The 21,453-nt window shown below is 67.6% G+C and carries 21 protein-coding genes; 14 read left to right on the top strand and 7 right to left on the bottom strand.

Annotated features, from left to right (window positions below):
- Positions 1 to 13 precede the first annotated feature (13 nt).
- Positions 14 to 1,246, bottom strand: a complete 1,233-nt coding sequence (locus tag LCL87_RS10150; RefSeq protein ID WP_225019214.1) for an RNA-guided endonuclease InsQ/TnpB family protein — start codon at positions 1,244 to 1,246, stop codon at positions 14 to 16.
- Positions 1,247 to 1,499: 253 nt separating this feature from the next.
- Between LCL87_RS10150 and LCL87_RS10145 the strand changes: the two genes are divergently transcribed.
- The 5 genes from LCL87_RS10145 to LCL87_RS10125 all read left to right on the top strand — a co-directional run bounded on the left by LCL87_RS10145 (position 1,500) and on the right by LCL87_RS10125 (position 4,787).
- A complete protein-coding gene (locus LCL87_RS10145) occupies positions 1,500 to 1,913 on the top strand; it encodes a hypothetical protein (protein WP_225019212.1) in 414 nt (137 codons plus the stop codon).
- Complete coding sequence (locus tag LCL87_RS10140; RefSeq protein WP_225019210.1) at positions 1,880 to 2,992, top strand: hypothetical protein; 1,113 nt, start codon at positions 1,880 to 1,882, stop codon at positions 2,990 to 2,992. Before LCL87_RS10145 ends, LCL87_RS10140 begins: the two co-directional genes overlap by 34 nt.
- Before the next feature lie 198 nt (positions 2,993 to 3,190).
- Complete coding sequence (locus LCL87_RS10135; protein WP_225019208.1) at positions 3,191 to 3,814, top strand: dienelactone hydrolase family protein; 624 nt, start codon at positions 3,191 to 3,193, stop codon at positions 3,812 to 3,814.
- A 91-nt stretch (positions 3,815 to 3,905) separates the two neighbouring features.
- Positions 3,906 to 4,355, top strand: a complete 450-nt coding sequence (locus LCL87_RS10130; RefSeq protein WP_225019206.1) for a hypothetical protein — start codon at positions 3,906 to 3,908, stop codon at positions 4,353 to 4,355.
- 51 nt (positions 4,356 to 4,406) lie between these two features.
- Positions 4,407 to 4,787, top strand: coding sequence for a VOC family protein (locus LCL87_RS10125; protein WP_225019204.1), 381 nt, complete (start codon positions 4,407 to 4,409; stop codon positions 4,785 to 4,787).
- A gap of 91 nt (positions 4,788 to 4,878) precedes the next feature.
- Here the strand turns inward: LCL87_RS10125 and LCL87_RS10120 are convergent, their stop codons facing one another.
- From LCL87_RS10120 to LCL87_RS10100, 5 genes are all read right to left on the bottom strand, one after another.
- Complete coding sequence (locus LCL87_RS10120) at positions 4,879 to 5,232, bottom strand: hypothetical protein (RefSeq protein ID WP_225019202.1); 354 nt, start codon at positions 5,230 to 5,232, stop codon at positions 4,879 to 4,881.
- A 2-nt stretch (positions 5,233 to 5,234) separates the two neighbouring features.
- A complete protein-coding gene (locus LCL87_RS10115; protein ID WP_225019200.1) occupies positions 5,235 to 5,987 on the bottom strand; it encodes a branched-chain amino acid ABC transporter ATP-binding protein in 753 nt (250 codons plus the stop codon).
- Complete coding sequence (locus LCL87_RS10110; RefSeq protein WP_225019198.1) at positions 5,987 to 6,730, bottom strand: ABC transporter ATP-binding protein; 744 nt, start codon at positions 6,728 to 6,730, stop codon at positions 5,987 to 5,989. The genes LCL87_RS10115 and LCL87_RS10110 overlap by 1 nt, the downstream gene beginning before the upstream one ends.
- Positions 6,723 to 9,023, bottom strand: a complete 2,301-nt coding sequence (locus LCL87_RS10105) for an ABC transporter permease (protein WP_225019196.1) — start codon at positions 9,021 to 9,023, stop codon at positions 6,723 to 6,725. Before LCL87_RS10105 ends, LCL87_RS10110 begins: the two co-directional genes overlap by 8 nt.
- Before the next feature lie 135 nt (positions 9,024 to 9,158).
- The gene (locus tag LCL87_RS10100; RefSeq protein WP_225019194.1) at positions 9,159 to 10,574 is read right to left on the bottom strand and encodes an ABC transporter substrate-binding protein; all 1,416 of its coding nucleotides are present in this window, start codon (positions 10,572 to 10,574) and stop codon (positions 9,159 to 9,161) included.
- A 456-nt stretch (positions 10,575 to 11,030) separates the two neighbouring features.
- On the opposite strand from LCL87_RS10100, the gene LCL87_RS10095 reads away from it, so the two are divergent.
- From LCL87_RS10095 to LCL87_RS10055, 9 genes are all read left to right on the top strand, one after another.
- Positions 11,031 to 12,239: an inorganic phosphate transporter gene (locus tag LCL87_RS10095; RefSeq protein WP_225019193.1), complete on the top strand. Its 1,209-nt coding sequence runs from the start codon at positions 11,031 to 11,033 to the stop codon at positions 12,237 to 12,239.
- A gap of 13 nt (positions 12,240 to 12,252) precedes the next feature.
- Positions 12,253 to 12,525, top strand: a complete 273-nt coding sequence (locus tag LCL87_RS10090; protein ID WP_225019191.1) for a hypothetical protein — start codon at positions 12,253 to 12,255, stop codon at positions 12,523 to 12,525.
- Between the two features lie 40 nt (positions 12,526 to 12,565).
- The gene (locus tag LCL87_RS10085; RefSeq protein WP_225019190.1) at positions 12,566 to 12,934 is read left to right on the top strand and encodes a DUF3349 domain-containing protein; all 369 of its coding nucleotides are present in this window, start codon (positions 12,566 to 12,568) and stop codon (positions 12,932 to 12,934) included.
- A gap of 22 nt (positions 12,935 to 12,956) precedes the next feature.
- Positions 12,957 to 13,259: a DUF3349 domain-containing protein gene (locus LCL87_RS10080; RefSeq protein ID WP_225019189.1), complete on the top strand. Its 303-nt coding sequence runs from the start codon at positions 12,957 to 12,959 to the stop codon at positions 13,257 to 13,259.
- Positions 13,260 to 13,300: 41 nt separating this feature from the next.
- Positions 13,301 to 14,467: an o-succinylbenzoate--CoA ligase gene (gene menE / locus LCL87_RS10075; RefSeq protein WP_225019188.1), complete on the top strand. Its 1,167-nt coding sequence runs from the start codon at positions 13,301 to 13,303 to the stop codon at positions 14,465 to 14,467.
- Between the two features lie 376 nt (positions 14,468 to 14,843).
- Positions 14,844 to 15,404, top strand: coding sequence for a hypothetical protein (locus LCL87_RS10070; protein WP_225019187.1), 561 nt, complete (start codon positions 14,844 to 14,846; stop codon positions 15,402 to 15,404).
- A gap of 233 nt (positions 15,405 to 15,637) precedes the next feature.
- A complete protein-coding gene (locus LCL87_RS10065) occupies positions 15,638 to 16,165 on the top strand; it encodes a hypothetical protein (RefSeq protein WP_225019186.1) in 528 nt (175 codons plus the stop codon).
- A gap of 121 nt (positions 16,166 to 16,286) precedes the next feature.
- Positions 16,287 to 17,261 (top strand): ATP-binding cassette domain-containing protein, encoded by a 975-nt coding sequence (locus LCL87_RS10060; protein ID WP_225019185.1) that lies wholly within the window; start codon positions 16,287 to 16,289, stop codon positions 17,259 to 17,261.
- Positions 17,258 to 18,088 carry an ABC transporter permease gene (locus tag LCL87_RS10055; RefSeq protein ID WP_225019184.1) on the top strand — a complete coding sequence of 277 codons (831 nt, stop codon included), beginning with the start codon at positions 17,258 to 17,260 and terminating at the stop codon, positions 18,086 to 18,088. Before LCL87_RS10060 ends, LCL87_RS10055 begins: the two co-directional genes overlap by 4 nt.
- Positions 18,089 to 18,092: 4 nt before the next feature.
- On the opposite strand, the gene LCL87_RS10050 is transcribed toward LCL87_RS10055, so the two are convergent.
- Positions 18,093 to 21,338, bottom strand: a complete 3,246-nt coding sequence (locus LCL87_RS10050; protein ID WP_225019183.1) for a BTAD domain-containing putative transcriptional regulator — start codon at positions 21,336 to 21,338, stop codon at positions 18,093 to 18,095.
- Between the last annotated feature and the right edge of the window lie 115 nt (positions 21,339 to 21,453).

Below are 21,453 nucleotides of genomic sequence, written 5' to 3'. Positions count from 1 at the left end.
CGAGTAAAGGTTCCTACGCCGGAGTTCGAGAATCGGCCCGGCGGGTTCCCACTTCACCGGGGTCTGCGAGCGCAAGCACCCGTCTGACATCCCCTCCATGGGCGTTTAGCCTCTCCGCAAGCCCTGCGGCGAGCAATACGTTGACTGCTGCGTTGTAATCACGGTCGAGGGTCGCTCCGCACCTGCATGTCCACGTGCGGATGCGGAGCGGCTTCGGACCATCGACGGCAGCACATTGCGAACACATCTGAGTGCTCGGAAACCACCGGTCGATGATGACGATCTCTCTGCCGGCCTCCGCAGCCTTCGATGCGAGGAGTCCCAACAGGATTCCCCAGCCCGCGTCGGTGACCGACTTCGCGAGCCGCGTCTTTCCGAGGGCCGCGATGTCCAGATTCTCGACGGCAATGACTTGGTTCTCGTCAACCAACCGGCGTGAAACCTTGTGTAACTGGTCCAAGCGCGACCGCGCAACCTTCGCATGGAGACGGGCGACCTCGCGCCGTGTCTTGTCTCGGTTCCTTCCCCCTTTCGCCTTGGCACTCAGTCGTCGTTGGGCACGGACAAGATCGAGTTCGGCAGTACGCAGACATTTGTTGTTCGTAACGCGATACCGCTCACCTGTGCTTCTCACGACGATTGCGAGATGCGTCAGACCCAGATCGACACCCGCGGCCGCAGCTACTTCGACTCGGGTGACCGCGCAGACCTCGACGACAAAGCTCACTCGATACTGCCCCGACGGTTCGCGAATCACTTTGACGGTGGAGGGCTCGGAAGGCATCTCGCGCGAGAGCCTGAACCTCACCTCCCCGATCTTCGCCAGGCGGACGAATCCCCATCGAGAACACCCGTCCGCACGAACCGAGAAAGCGCTCCTGGTGAAGGTGGCGACCTGTCGCCCAGACTTCTGTTTGAACCGCGGCGGGTTTACCCGGGGTCCGCGTCGTGTTCGTGCAATCGATGCGAAGAAGGCGCGGTATCCCGCCTGTGCGTCTCGCGCAGCTTCTTGGAGCGGCACAGAACTCACTTCTGCCAACCACTCACGCTCTGGCGTTCGTTTCGCCTGCGCGGTGACGAGTGACTTCACCTCGTTGAGATCAGGGACGAAGCCCCGCTTCTCGTACGAGTCCCGGCAGTGGGCCACGAAATCGTTGAACACGACACGCGCGCATCCAAAGGTCTTGGCGAGCATGAACGCTTGCGCGTCATTCGGGTAGGCCCGGTAGCTATAGCGCTTCTTCACGGCACCCCTCCCCAAGCCCGCCCCTGCTTGGTCCGGGAGTGTGCCATCTCCCACCGACAAGTCACGTCGCTGCGGATTCAAGTCCGAACCGGCGATTAGGATGCATCGGACACTGCCGAAGCGGGAGCCGTGGGGGAGATCGATCCAGACTGGTAGACGTGGCGCGCGAGTCGGTCAACTTCGGGCACTTGGTTGGCCGCGGGACACCGATACCTTCCACCAGGTCGACGACCTCGAGACCAGGTCTGACGGCGTGGTGATCAGCCGGTTCCTCGCATCCGGTGCACGACATATCGCCGGGTCGAGTGCCGTGCTGTCATGCCCCGCACCCGGTGCACGATTGCAGCTCTGCGCGGAGCCCGAGAACCCGGTGAACGAACGCGCCGAGCTCATCCGTGAATCCACCGGCGAATCGGTCGCCTACGTCCTGGATTGGCTTCTCGACGACCTCGAAACGCTGTTGGCCCGGGCCAACACCTTCGAAATCGTCGCGGAGGGCATCACTCCCGACGCGCACCCGCACATGCGGGCTGCTCTGCCGTATCGAGGCTCGCCTCGGAGCTTGACCGATACTCGCACGGCGACAGCCACACGATATCCAAGGTTGTCGATGGTGAATGCGATGCTTCCGGAATGGCGCTCAATGACCAGGAAGGCAGATGGGTAGGCAGGATTCAAGATGCATCCGCGATCGCCGCGAGCATGGCCGACGGTATGCGGCGATCCGGTGGCGCCCCACTGATACGCAACTTCCTTTCCTACCTTCGGCAGAGTCCACTCGGCATTGCCTTCGATGCAGCGGCCACGGACACCCCGCCCATCGGGAGCGAACTGGAGCTGATCGTCGCTCCCGTTATCGCGGCGCTGCGCGATGTGTTCAGCGGTCCCGAGCCGTCTCATACCGACGATCTCGTCGAAACACTCAGGAAAGTCGCCATGACGTGCCATACGGCGATGACGCGCCTCGAACTGGCGGACGCGGCTCGTCCTCACTCGGTCCAGTCGGTAATTGACGATTTCGAACGTGACTATCAAGTTTCACTACTCGCGACGCTGACCAGTCAGGTCGGTATTTTTCACATCAGCGCTGAGTGGGAGCGCAAACACGCAGCGACGCGCGGAAACGCGCCCGGATATCTCCATATCCCCAGCCAGCAGCTTGTTACCGAGCCAGGGCCGGGGCGTGTTTCCATGCACGTTGTCAACAGTGCGATCGATAGCGGCCTGGTGATGATGACCCCCTACTCCCAGTCAGTTATTGATCGGCCGCCCGCGCTTCAGCGGATCTTGTTCGGTCAGTGGTTCACATACATCCACGCCACCTGGGAGGACGTATATCGGGGGCGCCTTGCCAAGGCACACGGACACGACGTCGACGGCAACGCTTGGGCGAAGAACGACGTCCGGTCCCTGTTCTTCGCTGAGGTTGCCCTGATTCGTCAGGACTTCGCCCACCACGACGGGATCTGCAACAACAGCGGGACGAACATGCTGCTGAACTGGGCAACCGAGGGCGAGCCGATCCACGGCAATGCCGAACAGATGCTCGGCCTCCTGAATAAGTTCCCCCGCGACGAATTGGCACAGACACCCGTGCGCACGAAGAAGAAGACCTTGCCGCTGCCCTGGCAGTTGCCGGCGGAGTTCGTCGATCGACTGCGCCAACGGGTGAACCGCATTCCCAAGAAGCGTCGCACGACCGTCCTGCAGGAGGTCCTGCAGGCGTGGCTCGACGACAACCCCTGAACCCGCACAAGGACGCTAGCCAGCCTGACCTTGCGACGCCGAGGCGCCCACCGACTGCTCTCGTCGCGTAAGCAACCCTGCCGAACTCCACCATCTCGTCGACAGACTCTGGATCACCAACTCGCGCAGGGTCCTCGCCGGCGGCTGATCGGCCCGGTTCCGCTTGGGTGCCGCCACGATCGGGTGTGCAATGGACAGGTGAGTACCGAGGTCACGTTCGACGTCGACGGCGTCCACCTGTCCGGCGCGCTGACCGATCCGGCCGGCGACCTGCCGGTGGTGGTGTTCGCGCACGGCAGCGGTAGCGGGCGGTTCAGTCCGCGCAACCGCTTCGTCGCCGAGCTGCTGCAGGACGTCGGCCTGGGCACGCTGCTGTTCGACCTGCTCGCACCGGACGAGGAGGGCGACCGGCGCCTGGTGTTCGACATCCCGCTGCTGGCATGCCGGCTGCTCGAGGTGACCGCGCAGCTGCGCGAGACGGCGGCGTCGATCGCGTACTTCGGGGCGAGCACCGGCGCGGCCGCGGCCCTGCACGCCGCAGCGGAGAGGGGCAACGACATCTCCGCGATCGTGTCCCGCGGTGGCCGCCCCGATCTGGCTGGGTCGCGCCTGTCGATGGTGCGGGCACCGACGTTGCTGCTGGTCGGCTCGCTCGACACCGCGGTGATCGACCTCAACCGGCAGGCCGCGAAGCTGCTCGAGTGCGAGCACGAAGTGGAGATCGTGGAGGGTGCGACGCACCTGTTCGAAGAACCCGGCACCCTCGCCGTCGTCGCCGAACGTCCCCGCGAGTGGTTCGTCGCGCACGCGGCCCGATCCTGAAGGATTCCTCTCGCGTGCCGACGGAAATCGTTCAGGATCACGGCCGCGAGAGGTACGCGCGATCCGCAGTCCGCCAGGCACACTGGACCACATGACCGTCGACCGCGAGCAACCCGAACCGGAGCACCGCCGCCCGGACGGCGTCACCGACGCCACCGTCGAGGCCGTCGGCAAGCTGTCGGAGGCCCTCGAGACCGTCGAGCAGGCCCGCGGTCACCTGTACGCGTTCCACCAGCTGATGGGGCGCGCCGACCGGCAGCTCGGCGAGGCGGTGGAGAAGCTGATCGCGTCCGGGCATCCCGCGGCGGCGGATCGTCTACGGACGGCGATGGTGGGGCGCAACGTCCTCGAGGGACGGTGGACCTTCCAGATCGTCGAGGAGTTCGACGACGGCTACTGGTCCGAGTTGCGCGAGCACGAGAAGGCCGTGCGCGGTGTGCTGCTCGACGGCCGACGGCACCTGTTCGAGGCCGAGATGAAGGAAGCGCGGCGCACGAAGGGCCGGGCCGGGCACGAGTCGCGCCCGGCGCCGGAGCAGTGACAACGGGTTCGGCCCGAACAGTGACGCCGGGATCGAGAGAGAGGAACAACCGTGGAGATACTCAGCAGCAGAACGATTCTGCGCCCCCGGGACTACGAGGTGACGCTGGCGTTCTATCGGGACGTGCTGGGGCTGGCGATCGCCCGCGAGTACCCGGGCGGCACGGTGTTCTTCGCGGGTCAGGGCCTGATCGAGGTGAGCGCGCACGGCGGGACCGGGCTGGACAACCGCTTCTCGGGCGCGCTGTGGCTGCAGGTGCGGAACCTGGCCGAGGTCCAGGAGGAACTGGTCCGCGCCGAGGTGCCGATCGTGCGTGAGGCGCGGCAGGAGCCGTGGGGTCTGCACGAGATGTGGATCGCCGACCCCGACGACATCCCGATCGTGCTGGTGCAGATCCCCGAGGACCATCCGATCCGCCGCGACCTGCGCTGAGACAGCAAAGCCGAGACCGGACAGACGAAAGAAGCCGGGCCCGACACCCTCTCCCCCGAGAGGCGTCGGACCCGGCAGTCTCGGGTGTCGACTACTTCGACAGCGCCGCCGCGATCTGATCGGCCTGCGCCTGGCCCTCGTGCAGCTGACGCAGCAGCCACAGACGCAGGACCCGGGCGATCGCGCCCGCCAGGTAGAGGGCACCGCCGATCACGGTCAGCGCGAGGAACGCGGTGGCCAGGATCTGGTACGACGCGATGTCGCGCAGGTCGTTCTGCGTGAGCGACGAGATGTAGACGACGAATGCGGCGACGACACCGACGACCATGAGCGCGAGGCCGGCGACCCGGGCGGCACCGTCGCCGCGGGACTGGCCGGTCTTGAGCTTGAGATCGTCGACGTCGGACTTGAACTGGGCGCGACGCTCGTCTGCGAGAGTGGTCATCGTCATCCTCCTAGGTAGCTGTTGGAAAGTTCGTTCTCGATTTCGTCGGGTGCCCCGACGCGGACCACTCGTCCGTGGAGCATGAGCGCTGCCCGATCGGCGATCGGCAGCACGGCGCGGGCGAACTGCTCGGCCACGAGGATCGTCAGACCCTCGTCGACCAGTTGGCCGACGATGTCGTACATCTGCGAGACGATCCGCGGGGCCAGACCCATCGACAGTTCGTCGAGCAGCAGCACGGTGGGATCGGTGCCGAGTGCCCGGGACAGCGCCAGCATCTGCTGCTCACCGCCGGACATCGATCCGGCCAGCTGGTTCTTGCGCTTGCCCAGGATCGGGAACCGGTTGTAGGCGATCTCCTCGAGCTTCGCCAGACCCGATCCGGTTCCCGTTGCGATCCAGAGGTTTTCGCGAACCGTGAGGTTCGCGAAGATGCCGCGACCCTCCGGGATCGAGCACACGCCGAGCTTGGCGAGGTCGGACGCCTCGGCGCCGTTGACGCACCGGCCGGCCATCCGAAGCTCGCCCTGAGTGATCGGCAGGATCCCCGAGCAGATCTTGAGCGTCGAGGTCTTGCCGCCACCGTTGGGTCCGAGCAGTGCCATCACGGTGCCCGGCGCGACCACCAGGTCCACGCCGTGCAGGACCTCGATCGGCCCGTATCCGGCTCGGACACCGGACAATTCGAGTAGCGGCGTGGGCTCCTCGTGGCGGCCGCCCGGCGCTTCCGCCGCGTTCGTCGTCATCGTCGACATCACACCGCCTCCTCTGCCGTGCCGATGTACGCGGCGATCACGGCCGGATCGTCGCGAACCTGTTCCGCGCTGCCCGACGCCAGCACGGCGCCGTAGTCGAGCACGTGAATGTGCTTGCACAGCTTCATCACCAGCGGGATGTCGTGCTCGACCAGGCAGATCGCGAGGCCGTCCGCCGCGAGTTGCTGCAGCAGTTCCGCGAAGTCCTCGGTCTCCTGCTCGGTCTGACCGGAGGCCGGCTCGTCGAGCAGCAGCAGGCGCGGCGACGTCATCAGCGCGCGCGCCGCCTCGACGACGCGAGCCCGTCCGGTCGGGATGTCGGAGACGTCCTTGTCGGCGACATCGGTGAGCTTGGTGAGCTCGAGGATGCGGTCGGTCTCCGCGTCGACGTCGATGCGGTTGCGGGTGTTCGACCGGTGGATGTCGCCGGCCACCCGGATGTTGTCCCGCACCGACAGCGACAGGAACAACTCGAGTCGCTGGAAGGTGCGGGCCAGACCGCGGTTCGCCCGCTTGGCGGGCGACAGCCGCGTGACGTCGTGCCCGTCGAGCAGGATCTTGCCCGACGCCGGCTTCTGCAGACCGGTGATGGTGTTGAACAGCGTCGTCTTGCCGGCGCCGTTCGGACCGATCAGGCCCGTGATGGCGCCGCTCTCGACGGTGATGCTGACGTCGTTGACGGCGACGTTGCCGCCGAACTTGACGGTGATCCCACGCGTTTCGAGGATGGGGGTGTCAGGCATGGACGATCGCCTCCTTCGGCTTCGCGGCGGACGACGGCTCGCCGAACTGTGCCACCGCGGTGTGCTCGGTGACGACGGCCGGCAGGCCCAGTTCGCGGTCGAGTTCGGCCAGACGATCCTCGGCGTAGGCCTCGTCGATGCCGATCTCCTCGGGCGGGGTGCCCCGCTTGGCCGCGGCCGCCTCGGGACCCAGCACGGCCTCCGGCATGAACATCGGGCCGACGACCGGGAGCATGAACACCGTGACGATCGTGATCGTCGCGAACCACCAGTTGCCGAGAACACCGGTCAGGGAGAGCACGTAGGCGATCGCCACGACGGCCGCGCCACCTACGAGAACCGGCTTGGCGTTGCGCAGATGGCGGTAGCCCTCGAGGACGTCGTGGACCGTGCCGGACGGGTTCTTGCCGACGCCGAGACCGATCAGCGCGGGGCTGACGGCGGCCAGGTGGCCCATGAACGTCCACAGCCCTTCGAGTTCGGGCTGTGCCGCGCCGAGGTTGTTGAACGACACCATGATCACGGCGAAGCCGACGCCGGCCATGAGTCCGCCGAACAGCGCGCCCGTCACGTAGCCGATACCGGCGACGACGGTGAGCATCAGGATCGTGAGGCTGATCATGATCGAGAAGTTCTCGTTCGAGACCGCGCCGATCGCGCTCGACATCAGGATGCCGCCCAGTCCGGCGATGCCAGCCGAGATCATGAAGACGCTCAGCTTGAGCTTGACCAGGTTCTGGCCGAGCATCGCGGCCGCGGCCGGGCTGTCCTTCATGGCGGCGAGGCGGCGTCCGTATCCGCTGTTGCGGAGCGCGACGACACCGATCGCCAGGACCGTGAAGATGGCGGTGACCGTCATGAGGAACGCCGTCTGGTTACTCAGGTCGAGCGGCCCGACCTTCAGCGGCGGGATCGACAGGCTGCCGCCGGTGAACAGCGAGAACTTGACGCCGAACAGTTCGTGCTCGGTGGTGTCGCGCAGCACCATGTTGCTGAGGAACACACCGAACGCCATCGTCGCGAGGGCCAGGTACAGCCCGCGCAGGCGCAGGGCCGGCAGCGCGACGAGGCCACCGATGACCGCCGCGACCAGGGTGCCGATGATCAGGCCCCACAGCGTCAACCGGGTCGCCAGGCCGCTGCCCGACGTACCGAAGTGGTAGGCGACGATCGTCGAGATGGCGCCGAACGAGACCACCGCGAGATTCATCTCGCCCGCATAGCCGGTGAGCAGGGTCAGCGACAGCGCGATGATCGCGAACGACATGCCCAGGGTGAGCGTGGTGATCGCAGACTCGACCATGAGCAGTCGGACCATGTAGACGATCACCAGGAGCGCGGCGCCCCACGCGACGGCCTTGCGCACGCTCGGAACCGTGTACCGCTCTCGGGTACGGACGGCGGCGCCGCGCAGGCGGTCCTGCGGCAGCACGATGAGGACGACGAACAGCGCGATCATCGGCAGCGAGACACGCAGGTTGGAGGTCCACGTCCACTCGGACGGGAAGTAGCCCAGCACGTAGGTGCCGGCGAGGCCGAGGACGATCGCACCGACGAACGTGCGCGGGATGCTGCGCAGTCGGCCGAACATCGCGGCGGCGAACGCATCGATCACGAGCAGGGTCAGCAGGTTCGCCTCGAGCGTGCCACCGCTGATCGGGGTGATCAGGATGCCGGCGACGACCGCGAGCGTGGAGCCGAGGGCCCACGAGAAGGCGGCGATGCGCTCGGGGTTGTGACCGTTGAGGCGCAGCAGGTCCGGATCGTCGACGACGCCGCGCATCGAGACGCCCAGGCGGGTGCGGGTGAACAGGAAGCGCAGGCCGACGGCGATCAGCACGGCGGCGATCAGGCAGATCAGTTCGTGCATGTGCACGGTGGCGCCGAAGAACGAGAAACGGCTGTCGTCGCCGAAGAACATCTTGACGGTCCGCGGGTCCTCGGGGTGCCAGAACCAGTGCGAGAGCGACACGCCACCGAGAAGGATCGACACCGTGACGACGATCTTGGTGACCTCGGCGGTGTCACGCAGGCCGCGCATGATCAGCGCGTACAGCAGAAGCCCCATCAGCGGGCCGGCGACACCGATCGTCAGGAGCAGCGCCAACGGCGTCGGCATGCCCCAGCCGTAGCGGAACTGCCAGTAGAGGAAAGCACCGAGCATCGCCTGCGCGCCGTGCGCGAAGTTGAAGATGCCGGACGTGTTGTAGGTGAGTACCAGCCCGGAGGCGGCGATTGCGTACACCGAGCCCAGGACGAGACCCAGGATCGTGAACGTCACGAATGTGTCCATCTGGAAACCCTCTGAGTTCCAGTAAGGATGGACGCGGCGCCCCGGGGCGGTAGCCCGGGGCGCCGCGTTCATCGGTGGGATCGTTGGTGCCGGCGGTCGATCACCTGTGGGTGTCGGCCGGACGGCGGGGCTGGATCAGGCCTTGGGCGTGATCACGTTGGGGTTCAGGTACTTGGTGGCGACGCGGTCCGCATTGAGCTCGGTGCCCCACGTGCCCTTGTCGGTCTTGACCAGGTACTGCGGGTCGCACTTGAACTCGCCCTTGTCGGCGGGGAAGGCCTGCGTGTACTCGGCCCCCTTCAGCGAGACCATGAGGCCGCACTGGGCGGGGATGTTGGCGCCCGGGTCGGTCGACGCGTGCAGACCGCCACCGTCCCAGTCGTGGATCTGCGACAGCTCGTTGATGACGCACTGACGGGTCAGGTCCGATCCACACTCGTTGGCCGCGCTGGCCCACAGCAGGAACGACGACGTGGCCTGCATGCCGAGCAGCGCGGTCTTGCCGCCGCCCGCGGTGACGAGGTCCTTGTACTGCTTGACGGCGGGATCGTTGCCGTTCTCGAGCATCTGGAACACCATGCCGGCGTTCAGGTTGTCGAGCAGACCGCTGTCCTTGTTGAACGCCTGCGCGGAGTTGGCGTACCAGGTGGCCTCACCGAAGATGATCGGATCGAGACCGGCCTGGTCGACGGCCTTGAAGAAGTTGAACTCGTTCGGGACCGGCGAACGCGAGGTCCACATGCCCTTGGCGCCGCACTGCTTGATCTTCTCGGCGAACGGGACGTAGCTCGCCTCACCCTCGTAGTTGAGGACGACACCGCAGTCCTTGAGATTGAAGCCGGCGGCCTTCGCCATGGACGACGTCTTGGCCAGCGACGTGATGATCGCGGGCATCGTCGAGCCGATGAGCGTGAAGTCGTTCTTCATGTCGGGGTGCATCTCGCCCATCTGGAACCAGGCGGAGGCGTTGGCGATGTCGACCGGGAACGGCACGCCCTGGTAGGACATCGGGCCGTTGGCGGCGTCCGGGGACACGGTGAAGCCCGGCACGGTGGCCATGTTGCAGGCCACGCGCGTCTGCTCCGAGGTGGCGTCCATCGCGAAGCCCTGGCCGACCATCATGAAGTCGGAGCGGCACGAGTCCTGCATCACGGCGTTGGCCTGCGTCATCGCGGCGTCGTAATTGGTGCCGACGATCTTGCGGCCGTTGATGCCGCCCTGCTCGTTGCACCACTTGATCATCGCGCTGACGGCGTCGGACATCTCCTTGTTGAGGCCCGGGCTCTTGGCGTAGCCGCGGTCGTCGCCGTAACCGATCTTGATCTCGGTGTCGGAGACGCCCTGTTCGGTCGCGCCCTTCGCGTCGCCCTCGCCGCACGGGGAGGCCAGCGTGCCGAACTCGACGTCCGCGGAGGACGTGGACTTGCTGTTGCCCGAGTCGCCGCTGCCCGGAACGACGGCGTCGCCGCCGCGGTCGCCGGAACAGGCCGAGACCAGGGCCGCGGTCGCGGCGAGCGCCACGACCAGCTTGGCTGTCTTGTTTCTCTTCACGGTCGGTGTTTCTCCTTCTCAGTGCCCGTGCGACCGGGCCGGGGTCGAACCAACAGAGCGAAATCCGGTCGGAGCTGCGGCGATGACACCGCATGCGAACCCACCCGGGCCTTTCGCAAAAACTAGGTAAGGCAAATACTTTGCTTAGGTAAAGAAGGAAGGGAACGGCGCGCCCCGACCGCCGCCGTCATCCCACCACCGACCTCCGCGAAACTTCGGTCACCGGGACGATGAGCTCCCGGTGGCGAGGACCGTAACGAGCGTCACATTGTCGACCGGGGGCCGATCCCGGTGAGTGGGACCATCCAGTGAGGCCCGACACACCGATTCCGGAACGTGAGTGTCGACACACTCCGGCGACCGTCGTGCGAGGTGATAGCAGAATGTGGTGATGCGCACCGTCTGTTCGCCGGTTGCTCGCTGTACTTTTGCGCCTTCGATACGCACAATTCGGTTGTGACCGCAGAGCTCGTCGTTCTCTTGGTAGTGGTCGTCACTGCCCTCGCTTTCGATTTCACGAACGGCTTCCACGACACCGGAAACGCGATGGCCACCTCCATCGCCACCGGCGCACTTCGACCGAAGGTCGCAGTGGCACTCTCTGCAACCCTCAACCTGATCGGCGCTTTCCTCTCCGTCGAGGTCGCGGCCACCGTCGCGAAAGGCGTGGTCAACCTCGGGACCGTCGGCGGTGAGGATCTACTGCTGATCGTCTTCGCCGGCCTCGTGGGCGGCATTCTCTGGAACCTCGCGACATGGCTGTTCGGCATGCCGTCCAGTTCGTCGCACGCGCTCTTCGGCGGCCTCATCGGCGCCGCCATCGCCTCGATCGGTATGAGCGGCGTGGAGTGGAACGGTGTGATGGGCAAGGTCATCCTGCCCGCGCTGCTGGCCCCCGTCGTCGCGGCGCTCGTCGCCGCGGTAGGCACCAAGCTGATCTACCGCATCACCCGTGACGTCCCGGACGACACGAAGGGCAAAGGCTTCCGCATCGGCCAGGTCGGCACCGCATCACTCGTCTCCCTGGCACACGGCACCAACGACGCCCAGAAGACGATGGGCGTGATCTTCCTGGCGCTCGTCGCGCACGGTTCCATCTCCGCGGACGCCGAGATGCCGTTCTGGGTCAAGCTCAGCTGCGCCGTCGCGATCGCACTCGGCACCTACCTCGGCGGCTGGCGCATCATCCGCACCCTGGGCAAGGGCCTCGTCGAGATCGCCGCGCCGCAGGGCATGGCCGCCGAGTCGTCGTCGGCCGCGATCATCCTCACGTCGAGCCATCTCGGGCTGCCGCTGTCCACCACCCACGTCGCGACCGGGTCGATCCTCGGCACCGGGCTGGGACGCCGGGGCGCGGAGGTCCGCTGGGGCGTGGCCGGACGGATGGCCGTCGCGTGGCTGATCACCCTCCCGTCCGCCGGTATCGTCGGCGCGATCTGCTGGGCATTGGCCCACTTGATCGGCGGACTCCCGGGCGTGCTCGTCGTCTTCGCTCTCCTCGTGGCCCTGTCGGTCTTCATGTACCTGCGCTCGCGCCGCCAGCCGATCGATCCCACCAACGTCAACGCGGAGTGGGAGGACGGGCTGGCGCCCGGAGCCGAGGACGTGGACGCCGGATCGGGGCTGAAGGCCGACACCGACACCGCCACCCACAGCAACACCTGAGAGGAGACGACCAATGGATCTACTGACGCAGACCGCCAACTCGCTGTGGCAGGTCGTCCTCGTGGGGCTGCTCCTCGGTGCGGGCCTGCCGGCCGTCTTCGCACTGGGGCTCAAGTCCCTGTCCGCGGGTGCGCGGACGAACCCGGACGGGACGTCGACGGCGACGACCGCCGGCAAGGTCGGTGCGGTGGCGTGCTTCGCCGTCGTGCTGATCGCGATCATCGCTGGGATACTGATGCTGATGCAGGGCTTCCTGGCAAGCAGCTTCGGCATCCACGTCTTCTGAGCGGGGCCCCAACCCACCCCACCCCCGCTCCTTCGTGAAAGTGATCGCACCCGTGAACAGCAAGTATTCGCTCCGCTCGGTACTCGACTGGCTCCGCGCCGGCTATCCGGAGGGCATTCCGGCGAAGGATCACTTCGCTCTACTCGCCGTGCTGGGACGGCGACTCACCGACGAAGAGATCGGGCAGATCGTCGAACTGTCCATCGCGACGGCCCACGAGCATCCCGATCGACACGTCGACTACGACGCACTGAAGAGCATCATCGCGGGTGTCATCCACGAGGAACCCACCGAGGAAGACATCTGCCGCGTCACCGAACGCCTCGTCGCGGGGGGCTGGCCCGTCGTCGGCGACGAAGAAGCAGACAAGAGCGAAGCAGACAAGGAAGCACCGGATACCCGGAGCTGACGGACCGAGTTCAGGAGCACCATTGAGCCTGCCTCCGTTTCTCTCCTCGATCATCGACTGGCTGCGCGCCGGATACCCCAACGGCGTGCCCGAGCAGGACTACGTCCCGCTGTTCGCACTCCTCACCCGCCGACTCTCGGAAGATGAGGTCGATCTGGTGACCGCGGCTCTCGTCGAGAACGGCGACCTTCCGATCTCGAAGACCGACATCCAGGTCCTGATCACCAAGATCACGAACGAGATGCCGCTCGAGTCCGACGTCGATCGTGTGCGCTCCCACCTCGCGGCCGGGGGCTGGCCGCTCGCCGGTCCCCCACCCGCCTGACCTCTCGGGCGGGCCCCGGTCCTCCGTGAAACGATCGACGGGTGAGTTCGCTGCTGCATCCGCTCCCGATCCCTACCGGCTCCGTGCTCGAGTCGATCCTGCCGCGACTCGAGCGCGCGCTGCGCGGTGACGGCCCGCCGCTGCTCCCGATGCCGGAGGGCGATGCCCGCGAGAGCGCCCGGCTGACGGACGCCCTGCGCCCCGGCGAATCCATCGACGACGTTCCCGACGCCGACGACGTGGCACTCGTGATGGCGACGTCGGGCACCACCGGGGTGCCGAAGGGCGCGCTCCTCACCTCGCGCGCATTGCGGGCCAGCGGTGAGGCGACGCATCGGCGCCTCGGCGGCCCCGGCGCGTGGCTGCTGGCACTGCCCGCTCACCACATCGCCGGGATGCAGGTTCTGCTCCGCGGCGTCCTCGCGGGCACCGCCCCGGTGATCATCGACGTGACGGGAGGCTTCGATCCGTCCGCGCTGCCCGTGGCGATCGCGTCGATGACCGGGCCGCGCCGCTACACGTCCCTCGTGCCCACACAGTTGGTCAAGGCCCTCGACCACCCGGAGGCCGCCGCCGCACTGGCCGACCTCGACGCGGTCATGCTCGGTGGCGCCGCGACACCCGCGCCACTGCTCCGCAGAGCCCTGGATGCGGGTATCCGGGTCGTGCGGACGTACGGCATGAGCGAGACCTGCGGCGGTTGCGTGTACGACGGCGTGCCGCTCGACGGCGCGGAGGTCCGGATCGGCGACGACGGCCGGGTGCTGCTCGGCGGAACCATGATCGCCTCGGGTTACCGCGGCCTGCCCGGCCACCCCGCGTTCGCGGAGCCGGGCTGGTTCCGGACGGACGACGCCGGAACCCTCGCCGACGGAGTTCTCGCGATCCGCGGCCGGCTCGACGAGGCGATCTCGACCGGTGGGCTCACCGTCGTCCCCCAGGTGGTGGAGTCGGTGCTCGTCGAGCACCCGGCGGTGCGGGAATGCGCCGTCCTGGGAGTGCCCGACGACCGTCTCGGACAACGGGTCGTGGCGGCGGTCGTTCCGGAGAACGGGTACGTGCCGACCGCCGCAGAGTTGCGCGCCCACGTGAGCGCCGCACTCGATCCCACGGCGGCGCCACGGGAGGTTCGACTGATCGACACGTTGCCGTTGCGGGGTCCGGGGAAGGTGGATCGCGAGGCGCTGCGATCAGCCTGGAACAGGTAGGCGTCGAAGCATCGGAGTCAGCGACCCTCCCGAGCCACGCAGGGCCGAATTCTCGCTCAGCGCACACCGCTTGACGTGCTCCGCACAGGTAGTTGAACAAGCAATTGAAAAGTCCAGACCCTCGACAGACCGAGATGAAATCGTTACGAATGCCCGAAAGGGCTGAAACGACACAGATTTCCGCTGATCACCTGTCGTTACCGACCGGTAAGAACTATTCTTAGCGCACTCCGACCTGGGAAATTCCTTACTTTCACACTGGCTATCTGTTGCAGAAACCTGCCGCAGGCCAGATGCTTTCGCAAGTGATCTTGGATGTCGGGGACAAGGCGCCGCGGTCACTCTTCGCATGGACTTTTCCAACAAGGGGTAGTGAATGAACCTACGAGCACGAAACCTGCTCGGCCGCAGCGCTATCGGTGTTGCCGCTATTGCCGCCGCCGGAATCGTCGCACCGGCCCTGGCCGGCGCGACGCCCGTCGTCAAGGCACCGATCGTGAACACGTCCGTGGCGGGCAACACCGTCTCGGTCTCCGTGCAGAACACCAACACCGACGCCACCGTGACGTGCGGTGCGGTGGTCGTGATGGCCACGAAGATCACCGAGCTCGAAGCCGATCCCTCCAAGCTCTTCCAGCCCGGGTTCGCGGCCTACCGCACGGCCCCGGCGGAGCGGGTGGCCGCGTCGAGCACCAAGACGTTCACCACGCCGGACCTGAACAACGGCGCGTATGCAGCCTTCGGCGAGTGCGCTTCGAGCGCCGATCCGTCCAATCCGAAGGTCAGCAAGGCGCCGATCGTCTCCGTTCCGGACAACGCCATGTTCGGCAGCCTCCAGAACGGCGCGTTCCAGAACATCATCGACTTCGTCACGACGGGCGCGTTCGACAGCCTGATCGACGCGATCTCCGCCGGCTCCTCACAGCCGGCGCAGTAGGGGATCACCCAGTCGTGCGCGGCGGTTCGGACACCAGTCGGGGATGTCCGAGCCGCCGCGCATTGTTTCATCTGCAGAACGGTACGTTCGTACCGGATTCGATTCTTCCGATTCGCTTGCCAAATCCGGGTTCACCGTCGATGCTGTGCCGCAGGCGATCTTGATCGAGGCCCCGGTTCGAACGAACCGTTGATCAAGGCGCCGCTCCCCTACCACCCCGAAAGGCCACGACCATGCGTACCAACGCCACCGCTGTCCTCACCCGTGCCGCCGCCGGCCTCGCCGTCGCCGCGGCCGCCGCCCTGGCCGCTCCCGCACTCGCATCCGCCGAGCCCACGCCGCTCGTGCCGCCGACGCTGGAGACCGCGGTCGACGGCAACGTCGTGTCCGTCACGCTCACCAACCCGAACCTCGACCCGTACAGTGGTTGCACCGCCGTCGCGATCGACTCTTCCAAGGTGCCGGCGCTGATGGACGATCCCACCAAGTTCCTCGAGCCCGGATTCGTGTCCTGGACCAGCGGCGTCGACGGCGTGACCGCCGGACAGACCAAGACGTACACCACGCCGGCACTGAACGACGGAATCTACGCGTTCATCGGCGGCTGCGTCTCTGCCGGCGATCCCACCCAGCCCGCACTCGGGGATCCGTCGCTCGTCACGATCGGCAACCCGCTCGGCAGCCTCGGCGATCTCGGTGGCCTCACCGGGAGCCTCGGCGACTTCGACCTGGGCGGTCTGCTCGGTGGCCTGCTGAAGTAACCTGCACTTCCCCGGGAGCCGGGGCCGTGGTGTCGTACACCGCGGCCCCGGCTTCTTCCGTGTGACCAGCGTGCAAGCCGGGCGCAAGGCCGCTGCAAGCGGGTGCCGCCACTGTGAGTTCATGAACTTCGACACCTCACCCCCGGCCATCGAGGCCGTCGGGCTCGTCAAGACCTTCGGGCAGCAGCGCGCGGTCGACGGCGTGAGCCTCACCGTGCCGACCGGCGCGGTGTACGGCGTGCTGGGACCCAACGGCGCCGGCAAGACCACCACCGTCCGCATGCTCGCGACCCTCCTGCGGCCCGACGGCGGCGAGGCCCGGATCTTCGGCCGCGACGTCGTCCGCGAATCGACGGCCGTCCGGTCCCTCGTCGGCGTCACCGGTCAGTACGCCTCGGTCGACGAGGACCTCACCGCGACAGAGAATCTCGTGATCTTCTCCCGGCTGCTGGGTCTGAGCCGCGGCGACGCCAAGCGCAAGGCAACCGGACTCCTCGAGGAGTTCGGGCTCACCGAGGCCGCCTCCAAGCCGCTGAAGAACTTCTCCGGCGGCATGCGCCGACGTCTCGATCTCGCCGCCAGCCTCATCGCCCGTCCCCCGCTGCTGTTCCTCGACGAGCCCACCACCGGTCTCGATCCGCGGACCCGCGCCCAGATGTGGGACACGATCCGCCGGCTCGTCGCCGAAGGTTCGACCGTGCTGCTGACGACCCAGTACCTCGACGAGGCCGATCAGCTGGCCGACCGGATCGCCGTGATCGACCGCGGCAAGGTCATCGCCGACGGCACCGCGGACGAACTCAAGGCGTCCGTGGGAACCTCGGCGCTGCAACTGACGGTCGCGGACCGCGACCGGATCGACGAGGCTCGGACGCTCATCTCCGCGGCGCTGGGCCTCGACGCGACCGTGACCCCCGAGTCGGGACGCATCACGGCACCGCTCGCGGACCCGTCGATCACCGCAGACCTCCTCGTACGGCTGCGCGACCATTCGATCGCCGTCGACGAGATCACCGTCTCCAAGCCCAGCCTCGACGAGGTCTTCCTCACCATCACCGGTCACGAGACCGCCGAGACCGAAGGGAGCGCCGCATGACGACCACCCTCACTTCGCCTGCGCGGCAGGCGAACACCCGCACCATCGAGGCCACCGAGCGCATCGGCCTGCGCGAAGCGATCGCGCACAGCTTCACGCTGGCCTACCGCGGTCTGCTGAAGGTCAAGCACAACCCCGAGCAACTGTTCGACGTGGTGATCCAGCCGATCATCTTCACGTTCATGTTCACGTACATCTTCGGCGGTGCGATCTCCGGCGACGTGAAGTCGTACCTGCCGATCATCATCCCGGGCATCCTGGTGCAGACCGTCATCACGGCGTCGATCGTGACGGGCACCCAGTTGCGCGAGGACATGGACAAGGGCGTGTTCGACCGGTTCAAGTCGCTACCGATCGCCCGGATCGCACCGCTGTCGGGCGCACTGATCGCCGACATCGGCCGGTACCTGATCGCGACGACCATCACGCTCGTCGTCGGCCTCGCAATGGGCTACCGCCCGGGTGGCGGCGTCGTCGGCGTCGTGTGTGCGGCGCTACTGATCATGGTGTGCGCGTTCGCGATCAGCTGGATCTTCGCGCTGATGGGCGTGCTGATGAGCAAGGCCGCTTCCGTGCAGGGCACCTCGATGATGATCCTGTTCCCGCTCACCTTCATGTCCAACGCCTTCGTGCCCTCGGACACGATGCCGGGCTGGATGCAGGCGTTCGTGAACGTCAACCCCGTCTCGCATCTGGTCACGGCCGTCCGCGATCTCGCGAACGACGGCCACTTCGGCATCCACGCGGTGTACGCGTTGTTGGGCGCCGCGGTGATCGTCGCGGTCATGGCTCCGTTGACCGTGCGAATCTACATGCGCAAGGCCTGACCGGTCACGAACTGCCCGACACCAGGAGATCGAGGATCTCCCGGCGCGCGGCGGCGCGGGACGTCCTCCGCGAGGACTCCAGCGCCGCCGCGACGGCGTCGTCCCCGAGGACCGCGCGAGCCGCGTCGAGGTGACGATCGAGTCGCATCGACGGATAGTCCTGCCGTGCACGCACTCTCGTCGCCAGGGCGAGCAACCGAATTCCGCGTTCGACGGCGCCGCGGCCGGTGGCGATGTGGAAGCTGCCGACGGCGCAGGCCACCGCCCCGGTCTGCGGCAGGTCCGGGTAGCCCCGGGAACCGAGGCGCGCCGTCGCGACCGCCTCGAGCCGCAGTGCCAGCTCGGAGATCGGCTCCAGGCGTCCCGCGAGCACGTGTGCGTCCACGACACCGGACACCACCATCATCTCGAACGGATCGGCCGGGAGGTCGCCGTCGAGGTCACCGGCGTACCCGGCCGCCCGGCGATACTCGGCCAGCCCCGCATCGACGGCACCGGCGGCGAGGTCGGCCTCCGCGGTGCTCGCGGCCAACGCGGCCTGGTTGTGCACGTCGTGATCGCTGCTGGGGCCACCGCTCGATGCTCCGGCCTGTGCCGGGGCGAGCGACGCGAGTTCGGCACGCGCGTCGGCGATCCGGCCCGCACCGATCAGAGCCGCCACCAGGAAACCCCGCACCTGCAGGCTCTCGTCGTACAGGTGCATCTCCCACAGGATCTCGGCCGAACGCCGGTAGTACCCGATCGCCTCGCCGTAGCTCGCGGACTGGGCGTACAGGCTGCCCAGGTGCTGGCACACCATCGCCAAGCCCCAACTGTCGTTCGACTCCTCCGCGAGGACGAGTGCCCGTCGGGCGTCGGACTCGGAGCCGAAGAGATCCCCGTTGTTCTCCCGGAGATTGGCCCGCGCGACCAACGCGGAACTGCGCGCCCCGGGATCGGGTGAACGAACTGCATTCGCAAGCATCCGCGCCAGGCCACGGCCCGAGCCGGGGACCAGCAGCAGCCTCGCGTACATCCGCGACGACTCACTGATGTCGGTCCGAGTGGCGAGCAGTCGGCGCAGTCGGGTACGGGCGATCGCGACCGCCCGCTGGTTGCCACCCATCGCCATGTGGGAGGCGGCGAGCACGTACACCGCCGCCAGGAGGTCACCCGGAACGTCCTCGGGGGTGTCGAATTCGAGAAGCCTCGGCACCCACGTGAACACCTCGGAGTGCGCGCCCCGCATCGACCACATGCCGCCGATCACCGGGAAGATCGTGAAGACGGCGCGCACGAGCTGCTCCGAGTACGCGTAGCGCAGCACCGCGAGCAGGTTGTCGTGCTCGGCCTCGACCCGGTGCGCGGCGGCAATCTGCCGACCGGACATGAAGTCGCCGAACGCCTCTCGCGAGAACCGCTCCGCCCAGTCGACCGTCCGGGCAAGTACCTCGGCCGCCTCGTTGCCGTCCGACTGCTCCTCACCGAACTCCCGCACGGTCTCGAGCATGTGGTAGCGCAGACCCACCGTCTCGGAGTTCTCCGTCACCGACAGCATCGACTGGTTCACCAGCCCCTCGAGGGCATCGGCGACATCGACGATCTCGCCCCACTGCGCGACCGCCTCCGCGGCGTCCGCGGTGAAACCGCCCGGGAACCGGCACAATCGGCGCAGCGCAGCCCGTTCCGGATCCTCGAGCAGGTTCCAGCTCCACTCGATCACCGCGTGCAGGGTGCGGTGCCGTGCGGGGGACGTCCGGTCCCCGGAGCGCAGCAGCGCGAACCTGTCGACGAGGCGGGCGTTGATCTCCTCGACGCTCATCGTGCGCACCCGGGCGGCGGCGAGTTCGATCGCGAGCGGCAGGCCGTCGAGCGTGCGGCACAGTCGCTCCACCTCGGCGCGGTCCAGGCGCACCGAGGGTCGCACCGCGAGCGCCCGCGCCCGGAACAGCTCGATCGCAGGAGATCCGTCGTCGCCGATCGCCAACGGCGGCAACGGGTACACCGATTCGGCGGTGATCGCCATCGGAGCCCGGCTGGTGGCGAGGACCGTCAGGTGCGGGCTCGCAGAGATGAGATCCGACACCACGTCCGCTACGTCGTCGATCAGATGCTCACAGTTGTCGACGATCAGCAGCATCGGCCTGGCGGACAGCGCGTCCCGCAGGCGCTGCCGTGCGTCGTGGATGCGGGTGCGGGTGAGTCCGCCCGGGGTGAGATCGTTCTCGCTCAGGCCGAGGGTGCCACTGATGGCCGCGATCAGGTCCTCGCCGCTGCGCAGCGGGGCGAGTTCGACGAGGGCCACCGGCATCCGCCTCGCGACCTCGTCGCCGAGAGCGTGCGCCACCCGGGTCTTGCCGGTGCCACCGGGTCCGAGGACCGTCACGACGCGCGACGACGCCACGAGCAGCTCGAGGGCAGCCAGATCGGTCGTGCGCCCCAGCAGCGGATTGGGGGCGGCCCGGAGCCCGATTCTGTTGGGCAGCAGACGCGTCGTCCGCTCCGCTGCGCCGGCCGGTTCGTCGTCGACCGCCGCCGCCGCCGCCCCGCGTCCACCGCGCAGGATCGTCGCGTTGAGATCGATCAGGCGGGCCGACGGGTCGACGCCCAGACGGTCCGTGAGCCTGCCGCGCAGTCCTGCGAACACCTCGAGCGCCTCGTTCGGCCGTCCCGAGCCGTGCAGGCACTCCATGAGCAGCGCGTGCGCCCCCTCGTCCAGGGGAGACGACCCGGCCGCGGCCCGCGCGATCGGCAACGCGTCGTCGTACCGCCCGGAGGCGACGAGGGCCGCGAGTTCGACGGCGTCGAGGGCGTTCCGGTGTGCCGCAGCCTCCGTCGCCAGATCGTCGGCGAGGTCGCCGTCGGGCAGGTCGGCGCCGGGTTCGCCGCGCCACAGCCCTCGCGCCTCCCGCACGGCCTCGAGCGCGCCCGACTGGTCTCCGTCCGCGTGCTGCCGGCCCGCCTGCCGCGCCAGCAGCCGCGCTCTGGTCAGGTCGACCTGCTCCGGTGCGAGCGTCAACCGGTAGCCCGCCGGGCCGGCCTCGACGGCGCCGTCGGGCAGCGCCGAGCGCAACCGGGAGATCTGGGTGTGCAGGGCATTGGCCGGCGACTTGGGCGGGGCGTCACCCCACACGTCCTCGACGAGGGCGGACGCGCTGCGACTGTGTCCCGGACGCCGGGCGAGCGCGACCAGCAGGCTGCGGGCCCGCGGGCCGGGCAGCGACACCAGGACGCCGTTCCGGCGTGTGGCGACGTCACCCAGCAGGGCCACTTCTACCGGCGGTCCTGTGGGTGCCGGAGTCTCGGAATCCCTCGTCACTGGTTGCACCGGCGCTCAGCCTATGGGAGCACCCGACCGTGCGGCCACCCGATTCGGCGGAGGTGAA

It is taken from the genome of Prescottella equi, from assembly GCF_020171745.1.
Taxonomy (GTDB): domain Bacteria; phylum Actinomycetota; class Actinomycetes; order Mycobacteriales; family Mycobacteriaceae; genus Prescottella; species Prescottella equi_A.
The sequence above is the reverse complement of the archived record's forward strand: the minus strand, read 5'-3'. Positions and strand labels throughout refer to the sequence as shown.